This window comes from Candidatus Arsenophonus nilaparvatae, from assembly GCF_045346035.1.
In the GTDB taxonomy this organism is placed as follows: Bacteria; Pseudomonadota; Gammaproteobacteria; order Enterobacterales; family Enterobacteriaceae; genus Arsenophonus; species Arsenophonus nilaparvatae.
The window spans coordinates 1,874,851-1,900,683 of sequence record NZ_CP158507.1 but is presented as its reverse complement, the minus strand read 5'-3'; the positions used below and the strand labels follow the sequence as shown (position 1 = coordinate 1,900,683).

The window sequence follows — 25,833 nt, the reverse complement described above, 5'->3', positions numbered from 1 at the left end:
TATTATTAACAATATCCATTTAAACAATAACATTTGTTAAATTACATTTGTTTTAAGGTTATTGCAAGTTTATTTTAATGTTTATAATATGAATATTATTTTAAAAAAAATGGTATTTTTAGAACAATAAATAGGGGATATTTTTATAGAAGAGTTAATATTGATATAATATTTCGCTTTTTATCAACATTTTTGGTTATTTATTATTTTTATGAATATTTAACCGAGTGAATCAGTTGAAAATGAATAAATATCAAAACGATGATTTTTAGTTTTGATCGTCGCTTGTGGAGAAATTGCTGCTAGTGGGGATGCATAATTGGGTCGTTTCACCACAACTCGGCGTTTAGCTATTGTCATTGCCGGAATTAAAAGGCTGTCAGCATCGTCATCATTACCAACAAGCGATTGAAAAACGCGCATTTCTTTTTTTACTAAGGCACTCTTTTGTCGATGGGGATACATCGGATCGAGATAAACTACATCTGGTGCGGGTGACAGCGTTGTCAATGCATCGATGCTTGAAGCGTGTAGCAATGTCATTCTCTGTCTTAACCAGCCTCCTATTTCAGCGTCAGCGTAACCCCGTTGTAATCCGTCATCAAGAAGTGCCGCAACTATGGCATGACGTTCATACAGCTGGACTTCACAGCCTAGTGCAGCAAGAACAAAAGCATCTCTGCCAAGACCGGCAGTAGCATCAACAATCGTCGGTAAATAGGATTTTTTGATGCCAACTGCTTTGGCAATAGCTTCATTTCGACCACCACCAAATTTACGTCGGTGTTTCATTGCCCCTGAAACAAAATCAACATAAATGCCACCTAATTTAGGTTCGTCTAATTTTTTTAATTGTAAATACTGGGGTGTTAGCACTAATGCCATTAATGCAGCAGGCGTGTGTTTAAGTTGCCATTTGTCAGCAATCAGCGATAAGGCGCTTTGAGAAGCGCCAGGTTCACAAATTAATTGAATATCAATTGCCATTTATACATTAATACCATAACTTTGTAACATTGCATCCAGCTTAGGTTTTCGTCCGCGGAAACGTTCAAACAGTACCATCGGTTCCTCTGAACCACCACGACTTAAAATATTATCAAGAAATGATAACCCAGTACTGCGATTAAAAATACCTTCCTCGGTAAATCGTGAAAATGCATCGGCAGCTAAAACGTCGGCCCATAAATAACTATAGTAACCGGCACCATAACCACCGGCAAAAATATGGCTAAATGCATGAGGGAAACGGCCCCACTCGGGTGACGGCATTACAGCAACCTGTTGTTTAACCGATCGTAAGGTTGATAAAATTTGGCCGCCTTTTTGCGGAGAATACTCAGTATGTAAGCGAAAATCAAACAAACCGAATTCTAATTGACGAAGAATAAACATTGCGGCCTGATAATTTTTGGCTGCTAACATATTATCTAACATTGATTTTGGTAACGGTTCACCTGTTTCATAATGACCTGAAATGAAGGTAAGTGCTTCAGGTTGCCAACACCAATTTTCCATAAATTGACTGGGTAGTTCGACCGCATCCCACGGCACCCCATTAATACCAGCTACATCCGCTACATCAATTTGGGTTAACATATGGTGTAAACCATGGCCAAACTCATGAAATAAGGTAATAACTTCATCATGGGTAAACAGCGCGGGTTTATCACCAACAGGTTGGTTAAAATTACAGGTTAGGTAAGCCACAGGTTTTTGGTAGCTGCCATTGATATGCTTTAATCTGCCTGCACAATCATTCATCCAGGCACCGCCACGTTTATGTTCTCGGGCATAGAGATCTAAATAGAAGCTGCCGCATAAATCACCACGTTCATTATATAATTCGAAGAAACGTACATCGGGATGCCATATCTCCACATCATGACGCTCTTTTGCTGTCAAACCATAAATTCTATTAATGACTTCGAACAGACCGTTGATAACCCGTTGTTCTGGAAAGTAAGCACGTAATTGTTCATTATCAATTGAAAATTTATGCTGTTTTTGTTTTTCACTATAGTAACCCAGATCCCAGGGCTCAAGGTTCTCAATTCCGTAGTGATCCTTAGCAAACTGGGTCAATTCCGCAAGCTCTTTTTCACCTTGATGGTAGGCTCGTTGCGCAAGATCAGTAAGAAAATCCAGAACCTGTTTGGGTGATTCGGCCATTTTAGTGGCTAAAGATTTTTCAGCAAAATTATTAAAACCAAGTAATTGTGCTAATTCGTAACGTAAGGCTAAAATTTCATCCATAATGTCACTATTATCCCATTTACCAGCGTTTGGTCCCTGATCAGAAGCACGGGTATTATAGGCGTGATGCATTTCTTGGCGTAGTTGACGATTATCAGCATAAGTCATAATTGGCAGATAGCTTGGCATATCCAACGTGAATAACCAGCCTTCTTCTCCTTTAGATTTAGCTAATGCTTTTGCTGCTAAAAGAGCACTTTCCGGTATGCCAGTTAACTGATCACTATTTTTAATCAGTTTCGTCCAACCCATCGTTGCATCTAACACATTATTGCTAAACTTAGTTTTTAATTCGGCAATTCGAATAGCAATTTCACCATAACGTTTCTTTTTTTCTGCTGGTAAACCAATTCCGGATAATTCAAAATCACGTAACGTATTTTCAATTGATTTACGTTGTGCTTGATTGAGGGTATCAAATTCAGCACTATTTTTTAACGATTTATAAGCTTGGTAAAGACCGGTATGTTGTCCCATCCAGGTACTAAATTCTGATAGCATAGGTAAACAGGTATCATATACTTGTCGTAATTCGGTGCTATTTTTTACTGCATTGAGATGACCTACGGGTGACCAGGCTCGAGAGAGTTTGTTGTTAGCTTCTTCTAATGGTTGACATAAATTGTGCCAGTTAAAGGTGCTATTTTCTTTAACTATGGTCTCAATTGTCTGCCGATAGTTGTCTAATACGGTTTTTATCGCAGGGAGAACATCTTGCGGGGTAATGGTTGAAAAATGAGGTAACACAGATTTCGTTAGTAAAGGATTTGTCATAATAAAAACATCCTGTGATTAATTATACTACTTGATAGGTACAATTAAATATTAAATAAGAGATGTGATTAAGATATGGCTACAAACGGCTGAGTTCAATATGAAGACAAATATTTTATCTGTTTTTTTTACCAGAGTGTTTAAATAGCTAGGTTTAGAATTTCTGAAAATAAGATTATAATGATTGCCAATTTTTCCATGGAAGATCATCGTCCCCGGTGGGGTGGCTGGACTTCAAATCCAGATGGGGCCGCCAGCGGTCCTTGGCAGGTTCGACTCCTGTGGTCTTCCACCACTCTCAAACTATTAGTATCACCAAAAATCCCCAACTTTCTGATAAAGAGAATGCTATTTTTTATCTTGATATCGATTTTATCCAGATAGCCACTGCTACCATAAATTTTTCGTTTCTTAGTGGGCAATAAATCGAGGTCAATTTGTGCTTAAGTGTAAAACCTGATAATTAATAAATAATCAAGTAGTCAATTTTAATCCCTCTTTCCCGCTTCATCTGTTTTGGGTTACCTAACACTTAAATATTTACTAAACAAACCAACATCTCCCTAATGGGATTTTGATTAAGTTTAACCGCGATTTTATCTATCGGAAAATCAATGAAACTAAGCAAATAACACTTAATTATCTTAATATGACAGAACTATAACGATGTATTAACTCCGAATGGTTCAGGTAAGTTATTTCCGTTAACAATTTAATGTGGTGGTCAGTTTTAGTTGGTCATAAAACGCTAAATAAATTGGAAAATGTGAAACCCCGCACGAAAATAAACCAATAAAGAAGATAACGTATTAAAACCATTAGTTATGGTAGGTTAATGATATGTATGAATATTTTTAAAAATATTGACGACATCTGCTATTTTGTCCCAGGTTACTGATCGCGTTTGAAATGGGTAATAAAAATGAAAATTCTTAATTCTTAGAGGTTGTAACGCGACAACCTAAAAACCACTAATATCTAACACTTCCCTGCGCAAGCAAGGTTTGAAGGAGCTTGATATCGTCGGTTGACTGGGCAAATAAGAAAGAAGCGTTGAAATACCAGATTGTCTCGATTTGCTGACCATTACCGTACTTGTGACGCTATAAGTTCACTTAACTGAGCATATATCTGATTGATAGCAGTTTTTTGCTGCTGAGCAAAAGTAATAACCAGCTGCTGCTTACTATCAATAAAAATCTACTAAGGCAGTGGGATTACCCTTTCTCACAACATACAAGGAAAAATATACCATGAAACAATGGCTTGCGACTAAGTGGGAAAATGCATTTTATTTATCCGATAAATCATCTGATAACGCTGAAATTTCCAATACACTTTTTTCAATAAAATTAACAGGTGAACTTAATCGTGACATTTTTATGTTGGCTCTGTCCCATGCACTAAAGCAACCAAGTTTTCAGTGGACGTTTTTATGGCAAAACGAATTAAAAAAATGCCATGTTGAGGTACCGACACAAGGTGAATATTATGATTTTTCACAACACGATTCACCGCAGCAGTCTGGCCAAGATAATCTTAATGCCCTTTACCAACATCGATTGATCCCTGGTGTGACACCATTATTTAAATGGTGCTTATGCTATCTGGGTAAAAACGATCAGCGTATGGAGCATGTATTAAATCTTGTTATTCATCATCTAATTATTGACGGCACCTCATTTCGTCAGTTTATGTTTAATGTCCAGCGCTTTTATCAATTATTAATAGAGTCTCAACCATTACCGCAATGGGCATCGCCAGAATGTTATTTCATCAATCAACAGCCAGAAAACAATTTAACTCAATCAGAATTGGCGCTGGCGGAACAACGTGCACAAGATTTAATTGGGCAACCGTGTCAATTAATGCTACCTCGCAGTTCGTATAAGAATGAAAAGGTAGAAAGTAAAATGTTATCGTTACCTGAAACTCTTGTTAAAAGTATCCAGGTTTTAGCGGATAAGCATAATGCAACCCGGCATATTATTTTACAGGCAATATTTGTTGGCTTACTTCACCGTTTATCGGGTCAAAATGATATTTTCATGCTCTCGCCAGTGAGTATGCGCCCGATCTCTCGCGGCGAAGAAGGCGGATGTTGGGTCAACACTGTCATTTTAGGTCACCATTTTACCGCAGATTTGAGTTGGTCTAACTTATTTGAACAAATCATTTTGCAACGTAAACGCTGGAAAGCAGCAAAACATATCCCTTTGGCAAATATCATTAATGCGTTGCGTAAACAGAAAAAAGAACATTCATTAGAAAGGTTCAATCTGATGTTTGCTGAAACGGTGGCATTAAACCACAGCTATCGTTTCAGTGATGGCGTCACCGTCTGCGAAAATTATGAATTTATCGAAAGTAGTAATGACCTACAACTACTGTATTGCCAGGCAGAAAATGGTGAAATCCATTTACGTTTAAATATCGCGCCAACCATTAATCAGGATGGGCTATTTAACGCTTTTATGGTGCAATATCAAACAGCGTTAGAGACAGTGTTGGTAAATTCTGATCAGCGTATCATCGATTTACCGCTGCTTACACCGGCTATGATAGCGAAGATAGATCAACGTAATGCTACCGCCGTCGCTTGGCCTGACCATACTTTGGCACAACAATTCTATACTCATGTGTTAGAACAACCTGACCATATTGCGCTTATTGATGATGTGACCGGTCAACAGTGGAGTTATGGCCAACTTCACCAGATTGCAACCCATATCGCTAATCATTTAAATACCATGTTTACTGATCCGCGCCAAATGATTGTCATGTTGCATATTGAACCTCTGGCGCAGTTGGTGATTGCTATTTTGGCGGTACAGTATGCGGGAATGATTTATTACTGTATTGATCGTAGTGCACCTGAGGAGCGTAAAGCTGTGATGAAAGGGGTGGTACAGCCCGATTTACTGTTAGTCGATCAACCCCAAATGTTCGCTCTGGCATTACCGCAATTAGAGATATCACTTCTGCTGGAGGAGGCTCAAACGTCTTTGTTTGATGCCATATCTCCCTTGAGCCAGAGGCCAAAAGGGTCGGTCGAAGATCTGAGTCACCTAATTTTTACCTCCGGTACCACAGGCACCCCCAAAGGTGTGGCATTATCTCATCAGTCAGTGATGAGTACCTTATATCAGCCTCGACACCTGCCAGTCTCACAGCGTGTTCTCTATTCTGCGAATGAAACTTTTGATTGTGCAACGCTGCAGTTGTGGTCAGCTTGGATCCATGGTGCGACGGTCATTACCCCAGAAAGAAAAGCCATTGCTGATCCACAGCGAATGCAGAAGCTGATTGAGAATTATCAACCAGATAATATTTTCTTAGCGACGGGATTATTTGATAGCTACATGCAGTCTGTTAAGGCCGCGCTTTTTTCAACGGTTGATACGGTGATTTTTGGTGGTGATGTTGTTAACCCTACAGCGGTGCGTGCTGCCCAGCAGGCTGGGGTCAAAAATTTGTTTAATATCTATGGTCCGGCGGAAACGTGTGTTTACAGTTTTGCTTATGCGGTACGTAGCCAAATCAACGGCCCGGTTCCTCTTGGCTGGGTTTCCAACAACATGCAGGTCTATATTCTTGATTCGCAGCAGCAACATGTTCCTGATGGCGCCATTGGTGAACTCTATTTTGTCGGTCAGGGATTAGCGCGTGGTTACCATCATCGGCCAGATTTAGATGAGAACGCATTTGTTGAAATTACCCTTCCCGGTTCTAAGAAAGAAAAGGTTAGAGCTTATCGCAGTGGTGATTACGGTTTTTGGAGTGAAGAGGGATTGATTTTTGTCGGACGGCGTGATGATCAGGTCAAAATCAGGGGCTATCGTGTTGAATTAAAAGAGGTGCGCCTGGCATTGGAAGCTGTATCGGGTGTCATTCTTGGGGTGGTTATAGCGCCTGGAGAAGCCGGTCATCGGGAACTACATGGTTTTTATATTAGTAATAATTCGTTGGATAGCAGCCAAGTGCGTAAAGAGCTAGCTGATAAATTGCCAGAATATATGGTTCCACGTTATCTGCAGCAAATTGAAAAAATGCCACTGACGGTGAACGGTAAATTTGATTTGCGGGCGCTAGAGGCTATGCGGGTGATTGATCGGCCGCGCAATGACAAATTTATTGCGCCTCGTAATGATATTGAGATGAAGTTGTATACTCTTTTTTCGCAGCTTTTTCTTAACGTAACGATTGATATCCATAGCCACTTTTTTGAACTTGGTGGTTCATCGCTGGATGCATTAAGACTGGTAAATCTGGTTGAAAAAGAGATTGGCCAAATTCTTTCACTGACTGAATTAATTCGTTATCCAACTATTGAGCAATTAGCGGTTTTACTACGGACACGCACCAGAGGTAGCCAGCAGCAAAATGTGCGGGCAGACAATTTAATGACCTTTCGTGACGGCAAGCGCCATCTTATCTGTATACATCCTGGAGGCGGTACCGCTTATTGCTATCTAAAACTGGCTAATGCTCTCAATCGTGACCTCGGCATACATGGTATTCAGGCGCAAGGTTTAAAAGAGGGAGAATCATTTTTACCCAGTTTTGATGCTATGGCAGACCATTACCTGACTCAAATTGAACATCTGCTTAGTCAGCCTCATATACTATGCGGTTGGTCATTAGGGGGGCTGATGGCATTATTAATGGCGCGTAAGATTCAACAACGAGGTTTTCACCATAGCAAAATTATTATGTTTGATACTGGCTACCCTTATCCCGAAATGGTGCGCTGTATCCCACAAATGGGATTAGACGAATTTAAACAGAAATTATGTCGTTTTGATGGTATATTTCCAGATATTCGTGAAGAAGATATTGATCGTTATCACCGCTTATACAATCATCACCGTCTCTTACTTACTGGTATAACTGAGGTTCCCCATTTTTCTGGCCGTGCCTGGTTAATTCAGGTACGCGACAAAGAGTACACCTTTGATATTGAACGTGCCGCCGCAGCATGGCGTCAGGTTATTCCCCAATTAGTTGCGTTGCCTACCTCAGGTAATCATTGGTCGTTGATGGATCCACCTCACGTGCAAAAAGTGGCGACGATAGTGGAAAATATCATGGCTGAACATTGCCAGGAGATGGGTGAGGAAGTATGCATATGAACACCGAAAAACCGCAAAATTTACTTGCTGCTTTTCACTATTGGCTTCAAGCGGTGCCTGAAGCCAATGCTTGGGTCGATACACAGCAAAGCTTGAGCTACCGTGAACTGGAGGACAAGAGTAGCGTATTGGCGGCCAAATTGGCTGTTTTAGTTGGAAAACCTGGCGACATTATTGTTCTGCATTTGCAAAAAGGTGCCGATATGGCGATAGCCATATTGGCAGTAGTAAAGCTTGGAGCCAGTTATCTTTGCGTTGAACCCGATACACCTCAAGCCCGTTTAGAACAACTGTTGCAAGATGTAGCGCCGGCGCTGGTACTGACATCATCTGTCGTAAATTGTGCTTTACCGCAGACCACACGCTGTATTGATTACAGTCAGTTACCTGAAGCTAGTCCTATCTCTACATTTTGGGGATACCATTCAACACCGCAGACTTGTGCCTGCCTGTTTTATACCTCGGGCACCACCGGGAAACCGAAAGCAGTAGCAATTAGCCACCAAGGGATCTTGCATATGGCTTGGCAGCCAGATTATGTCACTATTGCCCCTGGCCAAGGGATAGGCTCGCTTTCTACTCCCGCTTTTGATGCTTTCAGTTTCGATTTTTGGGCAGCATTAACCAATGGGGCATATACGGTAATGATCACGCCGGATATGCTCTGTTATCAGGGAACAGACAGTAATTTTAAACCTGCTGCTCCAGTCGATGTGCTATTTATCACCTCCGCACTATTTCACTCCTTAGTCGTCGGTACCGCCCCTTTGCTGGCCTCGATAAGCTACTTATTAGTAGGGGGAGAAGCATTAAGACCGAAAGCGGTTCGCCAGTTTTACCGTCAGTTTATGCCAAATCCACCTCAGCTGATCCAGGTTTATGGACCTACGGAATGCAGCACTTTTGCTACTGCCTGGCCAGTTCCGCAGAATTTCATAGGTGACCGGCTACCGATCGGGCAAGGGATCGGACAAACTCAGTGCTGGGTTTTGACACCGGAAGGGGAACTTGTTAGCGAGGGAGAAAGTGGTGAGCTTTATCTTTCTGGTCCTGGCGTGGCACTAGGCTATTACGCAGATGAACAAACCACTCAGCAGAAGTTTGTCGACGGTCATTTTACTGCACCATCTGTTAGTTGTTATCGCACCGGTGACAAAGTACGCTGGAACAAGCAGGATCAATTGGAGTGGTTGGCACGGATTGATAATCAGGTAAAAGTTCGTGGTTTTCGTGTTGATATCAATGAGCTGGAACAGCATATTCTCTTGGCACCAGATGTTGAGGCGGCAGCGGTGCTGACGCGTGAAAATGAGGTTTCCATTGAGTTAATTGCGTTTGTCAGTGGTGATGTCGATCGACTGATAGATTTTCTTAAGTCACGAGTGCCCGGCTGGATGATCCCCCATCAAGTGCACAGGCTACCAGCTCTGCCTTTGACACCAAATGGCAAAATTGATCGCCAGGCATTATTTCAATCACTCGCTGTGCAAAATCGGTCACAAGAGTTACAACCTTTTAGTGAAAACGATGCTGAGGCGGCACTGCGATGTCTGTTGCGCCACGATAATTTCTACCCGCAACTTTCCTTAATGGAAAATGGCGGTGATTCGCTGACAGCTATGAGAATGTTATCAGCCTGGCAAGCGCCACAAGGTCAGGCGGCAGTGACAGCTGCTGAATTACTTTATACCAACCCCGTCAGTGCGGTATTAGCCAGGTTACAGCCAGTTGCTGCGCAAGCAACCATTGTGCTTGATAACGATATTAGTCATGTGGCTTCTAGTGAACAATTGCGCATGTGGTTTCTACAGCAGCGTGATCCCAGTCTTTATGCTTATGCGACGCCTTTTCAATTTGAATTTCAGGGTCAGATGGACGAGCAGAGTCTTGAGCAGGCACTACGGATATTGGTACAACGCCATGGTGCTTTCCGTACCTTGTTTGAGTTTGACATAAATTCGCAACAGCTAATGCAACGCGTTGTTCCGCATAGTGATTTTAGTCTTGAGCATCAACAAGTGAGCGATGTTGCTTGGTCCAACTGGGCTAAAGAGTGGTTCAGACAGCCTTTCGATATAGGTCAAAAGTGTGCTCTGCGTGCTTGTTTACTCACCATAGAGAGTGAACGGCGAGTGCTGTTGCTAAATATGCACCATGCACTGATTGATGGTGAGTCGATCAATATTTTACTACGTGAGCTGAGCCGCTGTTATGCGGCGCTACAGCATAACCAGCAACCAGGGTTTGTGCCACTAAATTACTCACTATTACACCATACAGCAGCATTAAATCTTTACTATCAGCAGGATAGTTATAAGCAGAGCCTAAATTTTTGGCGCGCAAGGCTGCCAGAGATACTGGCGATACGGCGACGCTATGGTTTAATTCCCGCTGCTGATATGGCTGGTGAGCGTCAGCAGCTGATGATCGACCAACAGACGACTCAGGCCATTAAAGTGCTGGCAAAAAAACAAGGGATGACGTTTGCCGGATTGCTGCTCAGTGTGTTGGGATGGAGTTGGGGACAATGGCAAAATCAGAGTGCTGTCACTATTGGTTTCCCTGACGCCGGTCGCTTTTTGCCAGGTAGTGAAAACATCATTGGTATGTTAGTTAATACGCTGGTATGGCATGAGCAGATATTGCCCGATGACACATTGGCTAGCTTCTTGGATCGTTCGGGAAAAGAGCTGAAAAATATTTTCCGTCATCACACGGTGAACTATGCAGACTTAACTGAACTTGCTTCAACTATGCAGGCGGCAGGACAAACGCTATTCGACCTAGTATTTGTTATGGAGAATACCGATTTTTGTTGCCTTGAATTGCCAGGCCTGAAGATGAAAAGCAGTGTACCAGACATCGGTAGCGCCAAATTTCCATTTTTGGTCTGTTTGACACCACAGGGGATGGCAACAGAAGTGATTCTGGAGTATCAGACGGCGTTGTTCAGTCGTGAGGAGGCTCATTTTTTTGCCAGCCAGTGGATCAGTCTGTTACAAAAGTTAACCTGCGAGCCAGCTGTTATGAACACACTTTCAACTCAGTTTCCCTCTTCCCCTGCATTCGTTCCCTCTGTTATTGCTAATCAGGGGCAGCAGCAGACGCTCCCTTTTGCTACGTTGCGAGCCTGGCTTGATCATCAAAGGAACCTGACCCCCGAAGCTTTGGCATTGGTTGATAATAACGGGATGACGCTAACCTATTCCGACTTAATGGAACAGGTAGCGCGCATGGAAATATTCCTTAGTAAACAGTGGAAATTGTCTTATGGCAGCGTGGTAGCGATCTACGCTCATGCTGACCGCCATGCAATTATTGCCATTTTAGCGATGGCCAATCGAGGCATTTGTTTTGTCGGTTTGGATGTGAACTACCCAGATAAACTAATTACACATATTTTAACCACGGCAGGAATCGATGCCGTGATGGTTGATCGCGCCAATGCAGCTTCGCCATTATTAACGGCTCAACCCGAGTTGCCGTTAATCCCGATTGACGGTTATCTGCAAGTGACTAATTGGCAGCCGTTGCCCCCAGATCAGGCTATTAATGCAGATACCTTGATGTATAAGGTATATACTTCTGGCTCCACCGGATTGCCTAAAGAATTGGCAGCACGCCACAGCCTAATGTTGAATATTATTCAGTGGCAAAATGGTATTGGGCTGGACAAACCGGCACGTACCTTACAGTTTACCTCTCTCTCCTTTGATATTTCTCATCAGGAGATCTGCACAACCTTATGTACCGGCGGTACATTGTTATTACCTCCACCGGATTTTCGTCGTGACCATCAGGCTTTACTGCGATTTATACAAACTGAGCGCGTTGAGCGCTTGTATATTCCCTATATTGTTTTGCAATCCTTAGCCGAGACTGCGCAAGCGTTGAAAATGGCGCCAGACTGTCTTTGTGAAATAGTCAGTGCTGGAGAGATGCTTTTTTGTACTGAGGCCATTAAGGATCTATTTCGCAAATCACCGGGTTCCCGGCTTATTAATATGTATGGTACTTCAGAAACTCACGTCGTCACTAGCTATACCTTGCAGGGTGAGCCCGATAACTGGCCAACAGCTGTACCGGTCGGTTATACGGCAGATAATTGTGGCGTGTATATCGTTGATGAAACCAACCAACTGCTGGCCGATCAACAACAAATCGGGCAGATTGCGATCACTGGAATGCACGTATGGCCCTGCTATCAAAATAATCCCAGCGCTAATCAGCAGAAATTCTGTCAGCTCTCACTGAACGGACAACATCAGTTAGCTTATCTGACCGGAGACATAGGTCATTATGATAACCAGGGGCGTCTTAATTACCTTGAGAGACGCGATTATCAAGTCAAAATTAATGGTTACCGAGTGGAATGCGGGCAGTTGGAAACACTGCTGCTAGAAAGCGGCTATTTCCATTCAGTGGCGGTGACGGCTCAGCAAGAGAAATTAGTAGCCTATTTGCGTCTTAAATCGGCAGAGACCCGAGTGTCAACGACGGAGTTATATCAGCGATTGCAGCAGTGGTTGCCAGCAGGTGCTTTAAAAATGGAATTCCGCGTGGTAGATGCACTTAGTACGACACCGAGCGGCAAAATCGACCGGGCTGGTTTAGCCGGGCTGGTTTAGCCGGGCTGTTATGGTATCCGCTGCCAGATGATAATCTTAGTGCTCAGCCGAATATCAAACGGCAAGCAATAAATCAGCGCTCAGTAGCAGACTGGCACTATTTATTAAGCCAGTTAATAGAGAAAGAGCTTGGTGGGAAGCCTAACAGTGGGCAGACCAAATTTTTTGCTATGGGCTTAACATCGCTACGACTGATAAAAATCCATGTAGCATTGATTCAGGCCGGCGCTAGTACTCTCAAACTTAATGATCTGTTTGAGCATGCGAGTATTGATGAGCTAAGCTCTTTTTTAGCCGGTGAATCTATGTCACCACCTTCAATCGTATCGACAGTAACTGAACAAGCCACATTAAACGAAACCTCAGCGGATCAAGAAGCCATTGCGGTGATTGGCATGGCAATCAATGTCAGTCAATGTGCTGATCTGGCAACGTTTTGGCGTGCTGTTATGGATTCTCGCGAGTTGGTGGAACGTGACAGATCTTCAATCATCACTAATAGCGAAGATAAAGAGCGTAAAGTGACAGTACGTTCATCCTTATCAGGTATTTTTGACTTCGATCCAAATTGGTTTGGTATTTCGCCCCAAGAGGCGAAACGTATGGATCCACAACAACGCCATTTGTTGATGAGTGTAGTACAGGCGTTAGAAAATGCTGGCTATAGTAGCAGGGAAGATTTGACGTCTGTTGGCATCGTAGCCAGTACAGGTGATGCCTTTTACCAACGCTGGTTAGAGCGTAGAAATTGTGAGGAAAATCACAATAGCGATCCTTTTTCCTTGGGTTTATCTTATCAAAAGGATTTTGTGGCGACTAAGGTGGCTTATTATCTTGGCTTGCGGGGCCCGGCGCTGACGGTACAAACGGGATGTTCAAGCTCTTTGGTGGCAGTGCATCAGGCATGCAATGCATTAAATATGGGTGATGCTGAAATGATGGTGGTGGCTGGTGTCAATATCGATCCTGATGCAGTACAGGGATATAAATGGGCGCCTGGCCATATCTTCTCTAAACAAGGTAGTACTAATCCGTTCAGTGATACGGCGGATGGCACGTTGGCGACTAATGCGTGTGGCGTAGTGATCCTCAAACCATTGGCGGCAGCTCGGCGCGATAATGACCGCATTTATGCCGTTATCAGCGGTAGTGCAATTAACAATGATGGTCGCGATAAAGCGGGATATACCGCGCCTTCTGTTGCTGGTCAGACAAAGGTGATTAATTTGGCACTCGCACGTGCCGGAATAGCTGCCGATCGAATTGGTTATGTTGAAGCTCACGGCACGGCAACACCGCTGGGTGATCCGATCGAAATTGCTGCACTTAGCCGGGCATTCTTATCGACAACGAGTAAAACGGGTTTCTGCCATATCGCCTCAGTAAAAAGTCAGCTCGGTCACGCTGGTCCAGCTGCTGGTATCTTAGGGCTGATCCGTGCTGCTTTGGCGCTCTATCATCAAGTACTGCCTGCTAACGTAGGCTATGAGCGCGCTAATCCATTGCTAGAAATAGATAAAACACCGTTCACTACTAGTGCCACCAGTCGCCAGTGGAATAGTGAAGAGCTACGCTATGCGGGTGTTAGTAGTTTTGGTATGGGTGGTACCAATGTGCACCTTATCTTACGTGAGCCACAGCAGCAGGAGCGCTGTACGCATTCAGTTAAGCAAACAGGGATCTGTCTGGCGCCATTATCTGCTTCTACGCCGCAGGCGTTGCAACGGCTTATTGTTCAATTGCTGAATGTCATGCGCACCTCTTCACTGGATTTATCTACCCTCTGCGCACGCTTATCACTGCATAAACCACAATCAATACGCTATCTTGGTATATGGAACGAACTTGGTAAAGCGCAGGCAGAAATGGAAAGTTGGTTAACCCAGGGACAAAATAGCCAGCAGATATTACGGCGGATTGATAGACTACAAAACAGCCAGCAGCTGTCGTCTACTCAGGCTCAGCAGTGTCGTGATTGGTTGCTGGATGAGGAAAGTAGTTGGCCAATCAGTCGGGTAGATAATCATCCCGCAAGCTGGCAGTTTTCTATTACCAACTTTGCCTGTGCACCTTTTATGTTACTTCCTACAGGAGTTCCTGCAAAGCTACCCACTAAACAATGGCGTTACACTCCTTGCTGGCAAGTGGCAGTACAGCCTAAGATGGCGGTTGCCGATCTCTGTCTGGTTATTGGCAGATTGCCCGATAATGTACAACTGACTGCTCGTCAGGTGCGGGTGTTATCAGTAGAAGAAAAATCCGATCAACTATTACAGCAGGCAGCAAACACGGCAGGTAATGTACAAATTCTGTGGGTTTCTTCTGTTGGCGAGAGTGCTGTTGAACTGTTGTTGAGTCTTACTTATGTCGTACAGGCTGCTAGCAAGTGGCTGCCGAATCGCACGCTAGAATTGGATCTGCTCACTGTGAGTGCATTGAGTACGGCAGTGGGGGAGGCTGTACTACCTGAACAGGCGATGTTAACCAGTGCACTGAATGTTATTATGCAGGAACACCCACAGATACATTGTGCCTTTCTTGATTGTTCTGCTGATAGTCCGACTGTGGCTATCGGATATGGCCTAAGTCAGCATGGCATGGTACATGCGTGGCGCAGGAAGGGATGGTTAAAGCTAAGCTATCAGCCGTTGGCAGAGCAACCACTGCATCAGTTATCTACGCTGCTGCCATCAGGTACTTATCTTGTATTAGGTGGCAGCGGTGGCATCGGTCAGGCATTGGTACAGGCCATTGCTGCCATTGCCCCACATAGCCAATTTGTTCTTGTTTCACGCTGTGTAAATAAAGAGCCTGTCGTTTTGCATTTGGCTGGTCAGTGTGAGTACGAATCGCTGAGTTGCGACATCACCAACATCGCCGAGGTACAATCACTAACGCACTTGTTACAAGAGCGTTATAGCCATATACAGGGGATTTTACACTGTGCCGGCGTGCCGGCCGGGGCGCTTATTGCGCGTCATCAGTGTGCTGAAGATTTTGTCGTTGTTGAGGAAAAAATTCGTAGCTGCGACGCGCTGGAAATTCTGCAAGCACTTGAGCCGCGTTGGATTATCTGTGCTTCCTCTATGTCGGCTATCCATGGTGGTGTTGGACAGCTTAGTTATGCTTGTGCTAACGGATATCTGGATGCATGGGTAGCAGCCAAAGCCGCCAATCAGCAAAACTGTTGCTATCGAACAATCAACTGGGATATCTGGCAGGATGGTGGTATGTCAGTGCAGGAGCTTCCTGCTGGACTGCGTCGTCATGATAATCTGCTGCATTTGAGTACCGGTATCACTCGTCGTGAAGGGGCTGAAATGCTCTATCAAACCATGAGTACACCGCAGACTCAGCAACTGGTATGTACAACCGGTTTTACTGAATCCCGCTGGTTTTATCAACAGCACATACCATCCCGTCCATCTATGGCTGCCAGCTCTGATCTAGCGGATAAATTTTCATTACCGTTGATTCGAAAACTGTACGCGGAACATCTTGGTATTGAAGAGAGTGACAATAATACTTCCTGGGAGAGTATGGGCGGTGACAGCATTCAGGCGCTGGATTGACTCGATGAATTGAATACCAAATCTCCCCGCCCATTTACACTTGCTGAATTTATGCAACTGGATACACCTGAGGCACTTTACCGTTTTATTACTGATGATACGGCTACCGCCAAACCATCGCAGCAGATCAGCAAGATGGCTGTGGCTCAGATGGTTTTACTTCACCCGATTGGCGGAGATCTCTTAGCCTACAGGGAAATGTTGAAGATGCTCGATAGTCGGGTCAGTGTTATTCAGATCCAGGATCCTATGTTAGATGGACAGGTGCTAGCAAAAGATACACTTGTTGAACGAGCTGCAGTTTACTGCCGCCAGGTATTGCCGCAGCTGAAAGACGACTGTCCTCTGATAGTTGTGGGATGGTCATTTGGTGCACTGCTGGCCTATCAAATGGTGGCTATGTCAGAATTACAGAGCAAAAAACCGGTTTTAATCATGATAGATCCGCCTGCTGCGTACTCATGGCAAACGCCACCAACGGATGACTCCCAGTTGCATGGGTTTGCCAAGGAACTAAATTACAAACTGCATGATATTACTCTGCCACAGGTGAAACTTTTGATGATGGGTAAAGCTAGCGAAGGGTTGGATTTGCCACCTTTTACCCGGAATTATGTAGCTAATCTGTTACAAGCTTTCCGACGTAATCTCACTTGCTTGCGTAGTTTCATTCCAGGTTGCCCACCGCCAGTAATGACCCATCTGCTTTATGCGAGTCAAAGCCAGCAGGCGATGCAGTTCTGGCGTCAGCAACTTAAAACCGCCGAGTGTATTTGTATTGAAGGTAACCACTACTCAATTTTGAACAGCAACAACGGGAAAGAACTATTCAGTCAACTAAACCGAATTATCGCCATTGTAATCAACGCTAGAGCCGTGACTGTGTATTCGCCTAGCATCGAGCATGCGGTAACTTAACTTCCGAGGGATAGCCTTTCTTGGGAAACCAATCAGTGTTGACGGCAGAAGTGAAAACAAATCTCGGCAACACTGGTTTGCTATCTAAGCGGTTTGCTCTGCGCGGCAAATATAGCGCTGGATGCAGCCTTACAAATAGTACAGAGAAAAGAAAGGCTATCGGTTAAAAAAGAGTAATGCGAGCAGCATACACCAGCTGACCCGAAAAGAAATAGTGAAGCAACATAAAACTTTCGCTGGAGATAAAAAATGAATCATTTTTAACCTGCTATTGATAATAGCGGGATTAATTATTTTATGGCGTTTTATTTTGTTGGTTATTAGCGATGGTTTGTTAAATGTTCACTTCAATCACGACAGGCTCAATGCCGCCTTTTATTCGATCTTTTGAGGTGGGGACGATTACCTCTTTACCTGGTCTGCGTTACTGCTTGATCAATTTTGATATTCGCTGTTATCAGGACGCATTGTTTACCTATTTTGCTATTCCTTTTCCGCAAACGTTGAGTTCAGCGGTTGTTAAACGTCGAGCGGAATATATTGCAGTACGATATGCGGCTAAAATACTGCTACGAACTGCAGGATGTAATAACACACCCGGTATTGGGCAGGATCGTGCGCCAGCTTGGCCATCAGGATGGTGTGGTAGCCTGTCCCATACCGATGGACATGCTATCGCACTAGTATCGCCACAGGAAGCCGATCTGATACCGGGTGTCGATATCGAGACATTCTCTTCGTTAACAATCAGGGAGACCGCAAATCTTTTTTCTTCGTTGGATGAACAAGCACTGCTGGCAGATAGTGGTATTGATTATGAAATAGCATTATTAGTTACGTTTTCTGCTAAAGAAAGTTTATTCAAGGCGCTTTACCCTGAGGTCAGATATTTTTTTGGTTTTGAAGCAGCCAGGGTTTGTAAAATAGACATTTTACATCAACGAATTACGTTGGAATTGACACAAACACTTACCCAGAATCGTAAAAAAGGTAGCCAGATAGCAGGTTATTATGTAATGCGGGACAACCAAGTTATTACTTTATTTGCGTGAAATATAATTGTTTTATCTCCAGATAATAGTGCTTAATTTAGCTGTAAATAGCAGAAATTTTTTAGCTGGCTCTAACTGAGAGGAAAACTTGATTAAGACAGAACAGCAGATGGACAAAATAATATTATGAAAATTTATTTGTCAGTATTGATGGGACTTTATTATTTCTAAATCAAATAATAGAGAATCATAAATGTGGAATAAAAAATCTGCATTAATAAATTTATTCATATAAATCTATCAACTAATTAATCTGTGTAATATTTTATCAATAGCAATAAAGAGTTTTTGTTTGTGTTGTGACATTTTAGTTGAAAATAATACCGATAAGGCAAATTCTTATCATTGCCAGTCACACACCAGATGCGTTTTATAGCAATTTATTACGAGGATAGGATGATACTATGTTTTTCAAACATCGAATAAAATCTGTTGGGTTGATATTGTTTATTACTGCCGTCTGTAGTAATGCAAATGCTTATACAATTAATGACACTGAGCTTGCTAACATTGTTAAGCAAGAAGAAAAAAAACTAAATTCTCGTATTGGTGTTGCTGTTATTGATACAGCTAATAAGGTCACGGTAAGTTATCGAGGTAATGAAAGATTTCCTCTAAATAGCACCTTTAAAGCGTTACTATGTGGCATGTTGTTAAACCAAGTGGATAACGGAAAAATAGTATTGACGGAAAGTGTCCAGTTTGAGAAAGGACAACTGGTTGCTCACTCTCCCGTGACAGAAAAATTTATCGCTCCTTTATCGATGAATTGGAAACAATTATGTGCTGCAGCGATTAGTTACAGTGATAATACGGCAGCTAATCTGATTGAGAAAAAGGTGGGAGGGCCGACAAGCTTTACCCGTTTCTTACGTAGTATAGGTGATCGGGTTACCCGACTCGATCGATTTGAACCTGAATTAAATAGCGCTATACCGGGTGATAAGCGTGATACTACAACTCCTGTGGCTATTAGCCAAACATTACAAAAATTGGTGCTTGGTGATGTGTTGCAGCCTTCATCACGTCAGCAATTAAGGCAGTGGATGGAAGATGACAAAGTTGCGAATGCGTTATTGCGTTCTGTTCTGCCGGCACAGTGGAAAATTGCCGATAAAACGGGTACAGGAGATCATGGCTCCAGATCGATTATTAGTCTTGTTTGGCCAGAAAAACGTCAACCGCTAATCGTCTCTGTCTACATTACACAAACAAAAGCAACCTTAGCGCAAAGTAATGAAGCCATTGCTCGCATTGGTAAAGCAATATTTTCCGCAACAGATAAGAAAAATCAGTAATATTATCTATAATGCCTTGTACCAGCAAGGTATTTTAGTTATCGATTTGATTAAAAAAACTTACACTTTACAGTTAATTTTAGCTATTTTTTAGCCAGCCAAGGTGATTTTGTACTCCAAAAAATGATGTCGGCACCGAGATAATTTTCAGCAAATTGTACAAACTCAGCTTTACTAAATGGCTTACCAGTCTTTGTATTTATATAGGTTAAGGTTGGCTCCTGCACAGCCATAGCAACAAGTGTTAATTTATTTTTGTATTTATTAAAGAATGGGTATGAATTTTTCATTTGTGCCTTACGGTTGGGTACAATGTCCGGCCCACCGAGACCAATGTTATTAACACTGGCGAACTTGAATAATCGACTCATATAATTTTTGTCATTGTTCCATTCGCACGGCCAGAAATTTACATATTGTACTACATGTGATTTGGTAAACACTTTTCGTGCAAAGGCGAGATTTGCTATTTCACTGGCGAAGTAATTATCACAGCTAAATCCCTTAGGCGGGGTTTTCTCATCCAAATCAATGGCGGTTTCAGGTAAGTTTATTCCATATACCTGGCCATCAAAACGTTTAGCAAGTGCAGCCAATAAAGCTTGATAACGGTGACGTACAGCAGGATCCCATTGCCGTGCTACCCAACCAGAGCCAACGATGTCCCCCTCACCTGGATTGTCAAATTGCGGTGACAGCCCACCGTTATAAACCGGTTCATTCAACAGATAATCAGGAACATATCGGGCGTTCGGTTCGAAAAATCGATCTTGGATCTGGATAAATAATTTTTTGTTTGCTTGCTTGGTATGCGCCAGATCCTTTTCAATCTTCGAGAAATCGTATTTGTCCTTCTCGGGTTCGAGCATACGCCAATTGTAAACAATTTGTACGCCGTGAATGTCGCTACGCGCTAAGATAGCTGATACCGATTCGAAATCACCTGCACTGGTATAAATATAGTTTTTTGGCTCTTTAGCCAAGGTTGATAGTGGCGTTGCGATAGTTAGGCTAACGGCTATGATGATGAGTTTTTTTCTCATTAGTTTTTTGATGATAGTAAACATGATATCCACACGTTCATTACTTGTAAGTCAAAATTTAGCATAAAAGAATACCTGACGCGCTATGTTTTTAATTCGCGGCAACACGCCTTAATTTAATAGGCAGCAGTAAGATAATTTTACCAGTATTAGATGAAAGAAAATCCTGATTGTTACTGAACAAAGAGCAATTAATATTGCTATGAAAATTTATTGTGAGGTATTTAGAGGTTGGGTGAATATAACCATATTAAATGATTAATGTTTATTATTGATTTTGGTGATCCTTACTAAAACATAATCGCCATGGTTAACCTGATAAGGTAGCAGAGGGGTAATTGTTGTAATCAACATTGTCGTCACTATTAAATCATTAGTATAACTAATAAATACAAACGACAAATTTTTATTAAGTACAAAAGATATGCTAATTCTTTTTTACTATTGGTGAGTGAAAAATAATCCCTTTTTATTTAATTAATTATAAAAAATATTTTCTTATAAAAATATAGAATATTATTTTTATTTTATATATTAAAAATATAATTTTTTTCAGAATAAAAAACTAACTATTCATTTATGGAGTGTATATTTCTTTACACTATTAATAGATTTTTGATAGGGTAATTTTACAATTTTACTTACTTCTATAGGATGGAGTAGTTACATGATTGCTCGTTTTTTACTCAATCGGAGGCAAGTAGCTTTACGCTGGTAAATTAAAGTAGGGTTAATGGAAAGCATAGCAAGAATATTTTTGTTTTAGCGTCCGGGAGTGATTTTGTGAGAGTTTTTTGCTGTTTTCTCATCGTAATGAAAACTTGTTTATTGATATTTGAACTTAAATTTTTATTATATTTTTTCTTGATAAATAAATTATTAAATAATGTCATCCAGATTAATTATTTTGAAAATTTATTTTATCTAAATGTTTTTCTTTTAGATGATAAACAAAATTATCAGATTAATATTGCTATTGGGTAATATCGATGAATGCTTTTTACACTGATTAATGATGAATAACCCATTTCTGCCTAATAAATTTTTGCACTGTGGTGCAGTGATATGGCTTTTTATTTGTTTGTTGTTAATAGCATTATTAGCATTGCTACCTAATATACGATTTAGTGACAATATTTTAACATGGTTACCACAAAAAAAATTAAACGATTTCACTGCCTCGCTTGATAATGATTTTATGCAGCCGTTCGAGCGACATTTAATGTGGTTGATAAGTCCAGGCAAACAGCCAGATCCATCTGTTGCAGAACATTGGTTAGCATCGCTGCGTCTTGAACCCGGTATTAGTTATGTTAAAGGCCCAATTGATATTCAACGGCGGAAACAATTAGAAGAAAGCGTTCTTTCTGATTGTCGTGAAGGTGAACAGCTTGCTGGAGAGCTAGTATTAAAAAATCATAATAATGCGCATGCTCAGTGGATAATTTCTCAAATTTATGACGTTTTTTCTGATAATAATAAAAATTCTATTATTGATCCCCCAATACTTATGCCTAATACGTGGCAAAAGTTAGCACAAAATACTAGTCAATTATGTCTACAAGATGGCTGGATTACAATACAAGATTATCACGGGCAATATTGGTATCTGATTTATGGAGAGCTGATAGATTCATCTCTTAGTATGCATAAGATTGATCAGTTAGTAACAAATTTAGAAGCCCAAGCGAAACAATTTACGGTTGATTACCCACAGGTACAGATTTTATCACGTGGTACTATGCTGTATAGTGATTATAAGAACCAGCAGATAGAACAGGATATTTTTATTTTTGGCACTATTGCCGTACTAGGTATGGGGTCACTAATATTGATTGTTTTTCGTTCTCTTCAATCATTATTACTTTGTTTTTTATCAGTTGGTATTGGTGCGCTAGTTGCTAGTATTACTACGTTATTCGTTTTTGGTGAATTATATTTGATTACGTTAGTAATGAATATAAGCATTATAGGACTATCTGTAAACTATCCCCTTTACTATCTTACAGAACGGATGCTTTATGGCCATAAAATAGATCTTTGGCAAAGTCTTAAAAAAATACAAGCGACATTATTATTGGTACTTATTACTACTATAACTGCTTATATTATTATGATGTTTACGCCATTTCCTGAAATTTGCCAAATAGTATTTTTTTCTGCAGCAAGTTTTATTGGTTCATATTTAACGGTTGTTTTTTGGTTTCCATGGTTAAGTAGTGGCATACCAATAAGAACAATACCCGCTAAGACTTTCATGTTGCTCTGGTTTAGAGCTTGGCAACGATACAAAATGTTACGTATTGGATTACCACTTTTGGTTGGTGCGGTGTCATTAAGTGGGTTGGCAATGTTTAAAATTAAGGATGATGCATCTTCGCTTCAGGTATTGCCTTCAGTAATTTTATCTCAGGAAGTTATCATAAGTTTAACCAGTAACAATAATGATCAAAAATGGTTTGTAATTTATGGTGATAATTCTAAAGAAACATTTAAGCGTCTTAAAGCTTTTGTTATGAAACTTAATATAGCGAAAAAACGTGGTTGGTTGACAAATTATCATCTTATTCCGTTTGACTCAGAACAAAATCAATATCCCGATACGGCCTTTATTCGAGATCTTACTATAATAGAAGACCAAGCCAGTCATTATACAGTTAATGTGTTAGAAAAATTAAAGATGACTGTAATGTTAAATCAAATTGAGCAAAATACTGAAAATTCAGTCAGTAACAGTTGGCGTTTGATATGGAGAACTTTAGCGGATGGTAAAAATGGTATTTTGATTCCGGTAGATGGTGTCAAAAATAGTGTTGCACTTTCAGCCTTAGCTGAAGCGCTTCCGGGAGTAGTATGGATAGATAGTAAAGCAGTATTTAGTGAAGTATTTACACTATATTGTATGATTATTGCGGGATTGCTATTCGCGGCACTTGGAGTGATTGCTGCCTGTATGATAGCTAAATTGGGTCTATGTCATGGGATGATTAGTTTATTACCTTCAATATTGTCATTAATCAGTAGCCTTGCCATGCTTGCATTTACTGGGCATTGTCTAAATATTTTTTCGTTATTAGCTTTGGTTTTAGTACTGGGTATTGGTGTTAATTATACATTTTTTTTGAGTAACACTAATAATGAACCACTTAGCTCTTTATTTACTATTACGCTAGCTATGGTAACAACACTTTTGACGTTAAGTGTACTAATTTTTAGTAATAGCTTAATAATTAGTAGTTTTGGTATTGTTTTATGCAGTGGGATTTTTGTTGCATATATGTTATCACCAATGGTGATGTTTAAATGTAAAGAAAAAAATCACTACAAAATTTAGTATTTAATTTTTTTGAATATTATTTTTTATTTATCATATTGTTATGTCCTATATTTAGTCGCATTTAGAGACTGTTGACACCATAAATTTTTAATTCCAACCTAATTTACTATTAACTAAAACCGCGGTAATGTTAAATTTTTGTTGACATAAATCTTTTTGCTAAGTAGATTTCGAATGCCATACTAGTTATCGCATCGTTTCAGGAATTAAATTCATTTTATTCCGTTGAGAAATGTTTTTATAGTATTGATACTTCGCGGTATAAATAAAAGATAAATATCGCGTATTACTTAGAAAGTATAATTATTTTATTACATTAGTGTTTATTAACCGCCATGAAGTAGCCATTAATTTATTTATTTCTAAAATGGAGCAAAATATAGCATTTATCGGTGTATACAGTGAAAGTTCTAAAAATTATTTAGTGTAGGATAATTGTTTGTTACAAGATATTAAATCACATGTTTTCATAAAATTTTAGGGGATAAATAATGAAATATAAACAAATGACCCGTCAGGAAGCTGTGAAAAGATGTTATGAGCTGACACCACAACTTCGTGAATATGATGAATTTATGTATTTAAGTGTTCGCTGGCTTCCTTATACTATGTTTTTTCACCAAAAGAATTATCGATCGGCCGTGATTAATACCGATGAAATGGGCTTCCGAATGAGTAAATCATTTTCGGGTTGGGTTTCTCCTGCTAATTTTCCAACCGATGAATTAGTTAACATTGTTATTGGTGGTTCGACAGCTATGGGAACTGGTGCTACTTCGGATGCATATACAATTTCTTCTATACTTTCTAAGTTGACTGGAGAAATATGGCTTAATTTTGGTGGTAGTGGATATAATTGTGTGCAAGAAGCAATTCTTTTTATGCTGAATCAGCATAGGTTTAAAAAAATAAAAAATATTATTATATTAAGTGGCCTTAGCACTCTGACCTTTGAGGGGCTATCTGACGATTTTACCACAGAATATGGTAAATATTATTATTCTTACGAATTAGTTCATTATATGAATAAATATAATGAAGATTTAGCGTATAGAATAAATTTTAATCCACCATGTAATAATAGTGCTGTAAAAAAATTTATCCCAAAGCTTGCGGAAAGATTAAATAATTGGCTTGATGATCTTGCACAAAACCCAATGGAAAAGGTATTTACTGATACATATGTAGATATTAAAAAGCGTCTCAATCGAGCAGTTAAAATGACTGTTGAATCAGCGGTTCAGATAAAGCAGTTAGCTAAAAAGCATGATGCCAAAGTTTATTATATCCTACAGCCACTTTCTCGATGGAGTAAAGAGCGGTTTCATAAAGATGAAGAAGAGATGTTTTACACAATGAACGCATGTGCGAATAAGTTTTGGCAATTATTTGATCATTTGTGTGCCTTAGACTTACATAAAAAGTATTCTTCACAGCTTGAAGCGGGTTGTCAAAAAGATAATATACCATACTATGATATGAATTTTTTGATGAGACTATCACCTAAACTTCACGATAATATTTATGTTGATCACCTGCATTTTAATAATTTAGGATATGGAGAAATGGGGAGATTAATTTATGAAAAAATTCTTAATTAAGTGATGAAAAATTTTAACAATATTTATGTTATTCATTTTTGAGATTGAAAATAGTTAATTAAGTCTATTTTAACAATTAATATGCTTATATAATTTTCACTGTTATTGTTTCTTAGTCAAATCTCATCTTTTTGTCGATTGAATTTATTTACCGATATATTCTGTCGCATTGATGTGGATCTTTCGAATGAACCAATAGTTAACTGAAAATTGGTTATTATG

Annotated in this window: 11 protein-coding genes and 1 tRNA gene; 9 read left to right on the top strand and 3 right to left on the bottom strand. The window is 40.5% G+C overall.

Translation table 11 applies throughout. The features are described from left to right. Positions 1-219 precede the first annotated feature (219 nt). Together rsmJ and prlC are read right to left on the bottom strand one after the other, a co-directional pair. Positions 220-987 (bottom strand): 16S rRNA (guanine(1516)-N(2))-methyltransferase RsmJ, encoded by a 768-nt coding sequence (gene rsmJ, locus WH390_RS09110; RefSeq protein WP_032115770.1) that lies wholly within the window; start codon positions 985-987, stop codon positions 220-222. Then, positions 988-3,030: an oligopeptidase A gene (prlC, locus tag WH390_RS09105; RefSeq protein ID WP_032115771.1), complete on the bottom strand. Its 2,043-nt coding sequence runs from the start codon at positions 3,028-3,030 to the stop codon at positions 988-990. A gap of 200 nt (positions 3,031-3,230) precedes the next feature. On the opposite strand from prlC, the gene WH390_RS09100 reads away from it, so the two are divergent. The 7 genes from WH390_RS09100 (at position 3,231) to bla (ending at position 19,630) form a co-directional block, all read left to right on the top strand. Then, positions 3,231-3,325 (top strand) — tRNA-Sec (locus tag WH390_RS09100). A 958-nt stretch (positions 3,326-4,283) separates the two neighbouring features. Next, positions 4,284-8,162: a non-ribosomal peptide synthetase gene (locus WH390_RS09095; protein ID WP_032115772.1), complete on the top strand. Its 3,879-nt coding sequence runs from the start codon at positions 4,284-4,286 to the stop codon at positions 8,160-8,162. Beyond that, on the top strand, positions 8,159-12,790 hold the full coding sequence (locus WH390_RS09090; RefSeq protein WP_032115773.1) for an amino acid adenylation domain-containing protein: 4,632 nt from the start codon (positions 8,159-8,161) through the stop codon (positions 12,788-12,790). The genes WH390_RS09095 and WH390_RS09090 overlap by 4 nt, the downstream gene beginning before the upstream one ends. Positions 12,791-12,795: 5 nt before the next feature. Then, entirely contained in the window at positions 12,796-16,362 is a 3,567-nt protein-coding gene (locus WH390_RS09085; protein ID WP_406850726.1) for a beta-ketoacyl synthase N-terminal-like domain-containing protein, read from the top strand. 51 nt (positions 16,363-16,413) lie between these two features. Next, entirely contained in the window at positions 16,414-17,280 is an 867-nt protein-coding gene (locus WH390_RS09080) for a thioesterase domain-containing protein (RefSeq protein ID WP_032115775.1), read from the top strand. Positions 17,281-17,618: 338 nt separating this feature from the next. Further along, a complete protein-coding gene (locus WH390_RS09075; protein ID WP_032115776.1) occupies positions 17,619-18,332 on the top strand; it encodes a 4'-phosphopantetheinyl transferase in 714 nt (237 codons plus the stop codon). A 404-nt stretch (positions 18,333-18,736) separates the two neighbouring features. Further along, a complete protein-coding gene (bla, locus tag WH390_RS09070; protein WP_032115777.1) occupies positions 18,737-19,630 on the top strand; it encodes a class A beta-lactamase in 894 nt (297 codons plus the stop codon). Between the two features lie 83 nt (positions 19,631-19,713). On the opposite strand, the gene WH390_RS09065 is transcribed toward bla, so the two are convergent. Then, complete coding sequence (locus tag WH390_RS09065; RefSeq protein ID WP_032115848.1) at positions 19,714-20,673, bottom strand: hypothetical protein; 960 nt, start codon at positions 20,671-20,673, stop codon at positions 19,714-19,716. A 1,015-nt stretch (positions 20,674-21,688) separates the two neighbouring features. Between WH390_RS09065 and WH390_RS09060 the strand changes: the two genes are divergently transcribed. Beyond that, positions 21,689-24,007 (top strand): MMPL family transporter, encoded by a 2,319-nt coding sequence (locus WH390_RS09060; protein WP_148305576.1) that lies wholly within the window; start codon positions 21,689-21,691, stop codon positions 24,005-24,007. A 494-nt stretch (positions 24,008-24,501) separates the two neighbouring features. Next, positions 24,502-25,611: an SGNH/GDSL hydrolase family protein gene (locus WH390_RS09055; RefSeq protein WP_406850561.1), complete on the top strand. Its 1,110-nt coding sequence runs from the start codon at positions 24,502-24,504 to the stop codon at positions 25,609-25,611. The last annotated feature ends 222 nt before the right edge of the window (positions 25,612-25,833 follow it).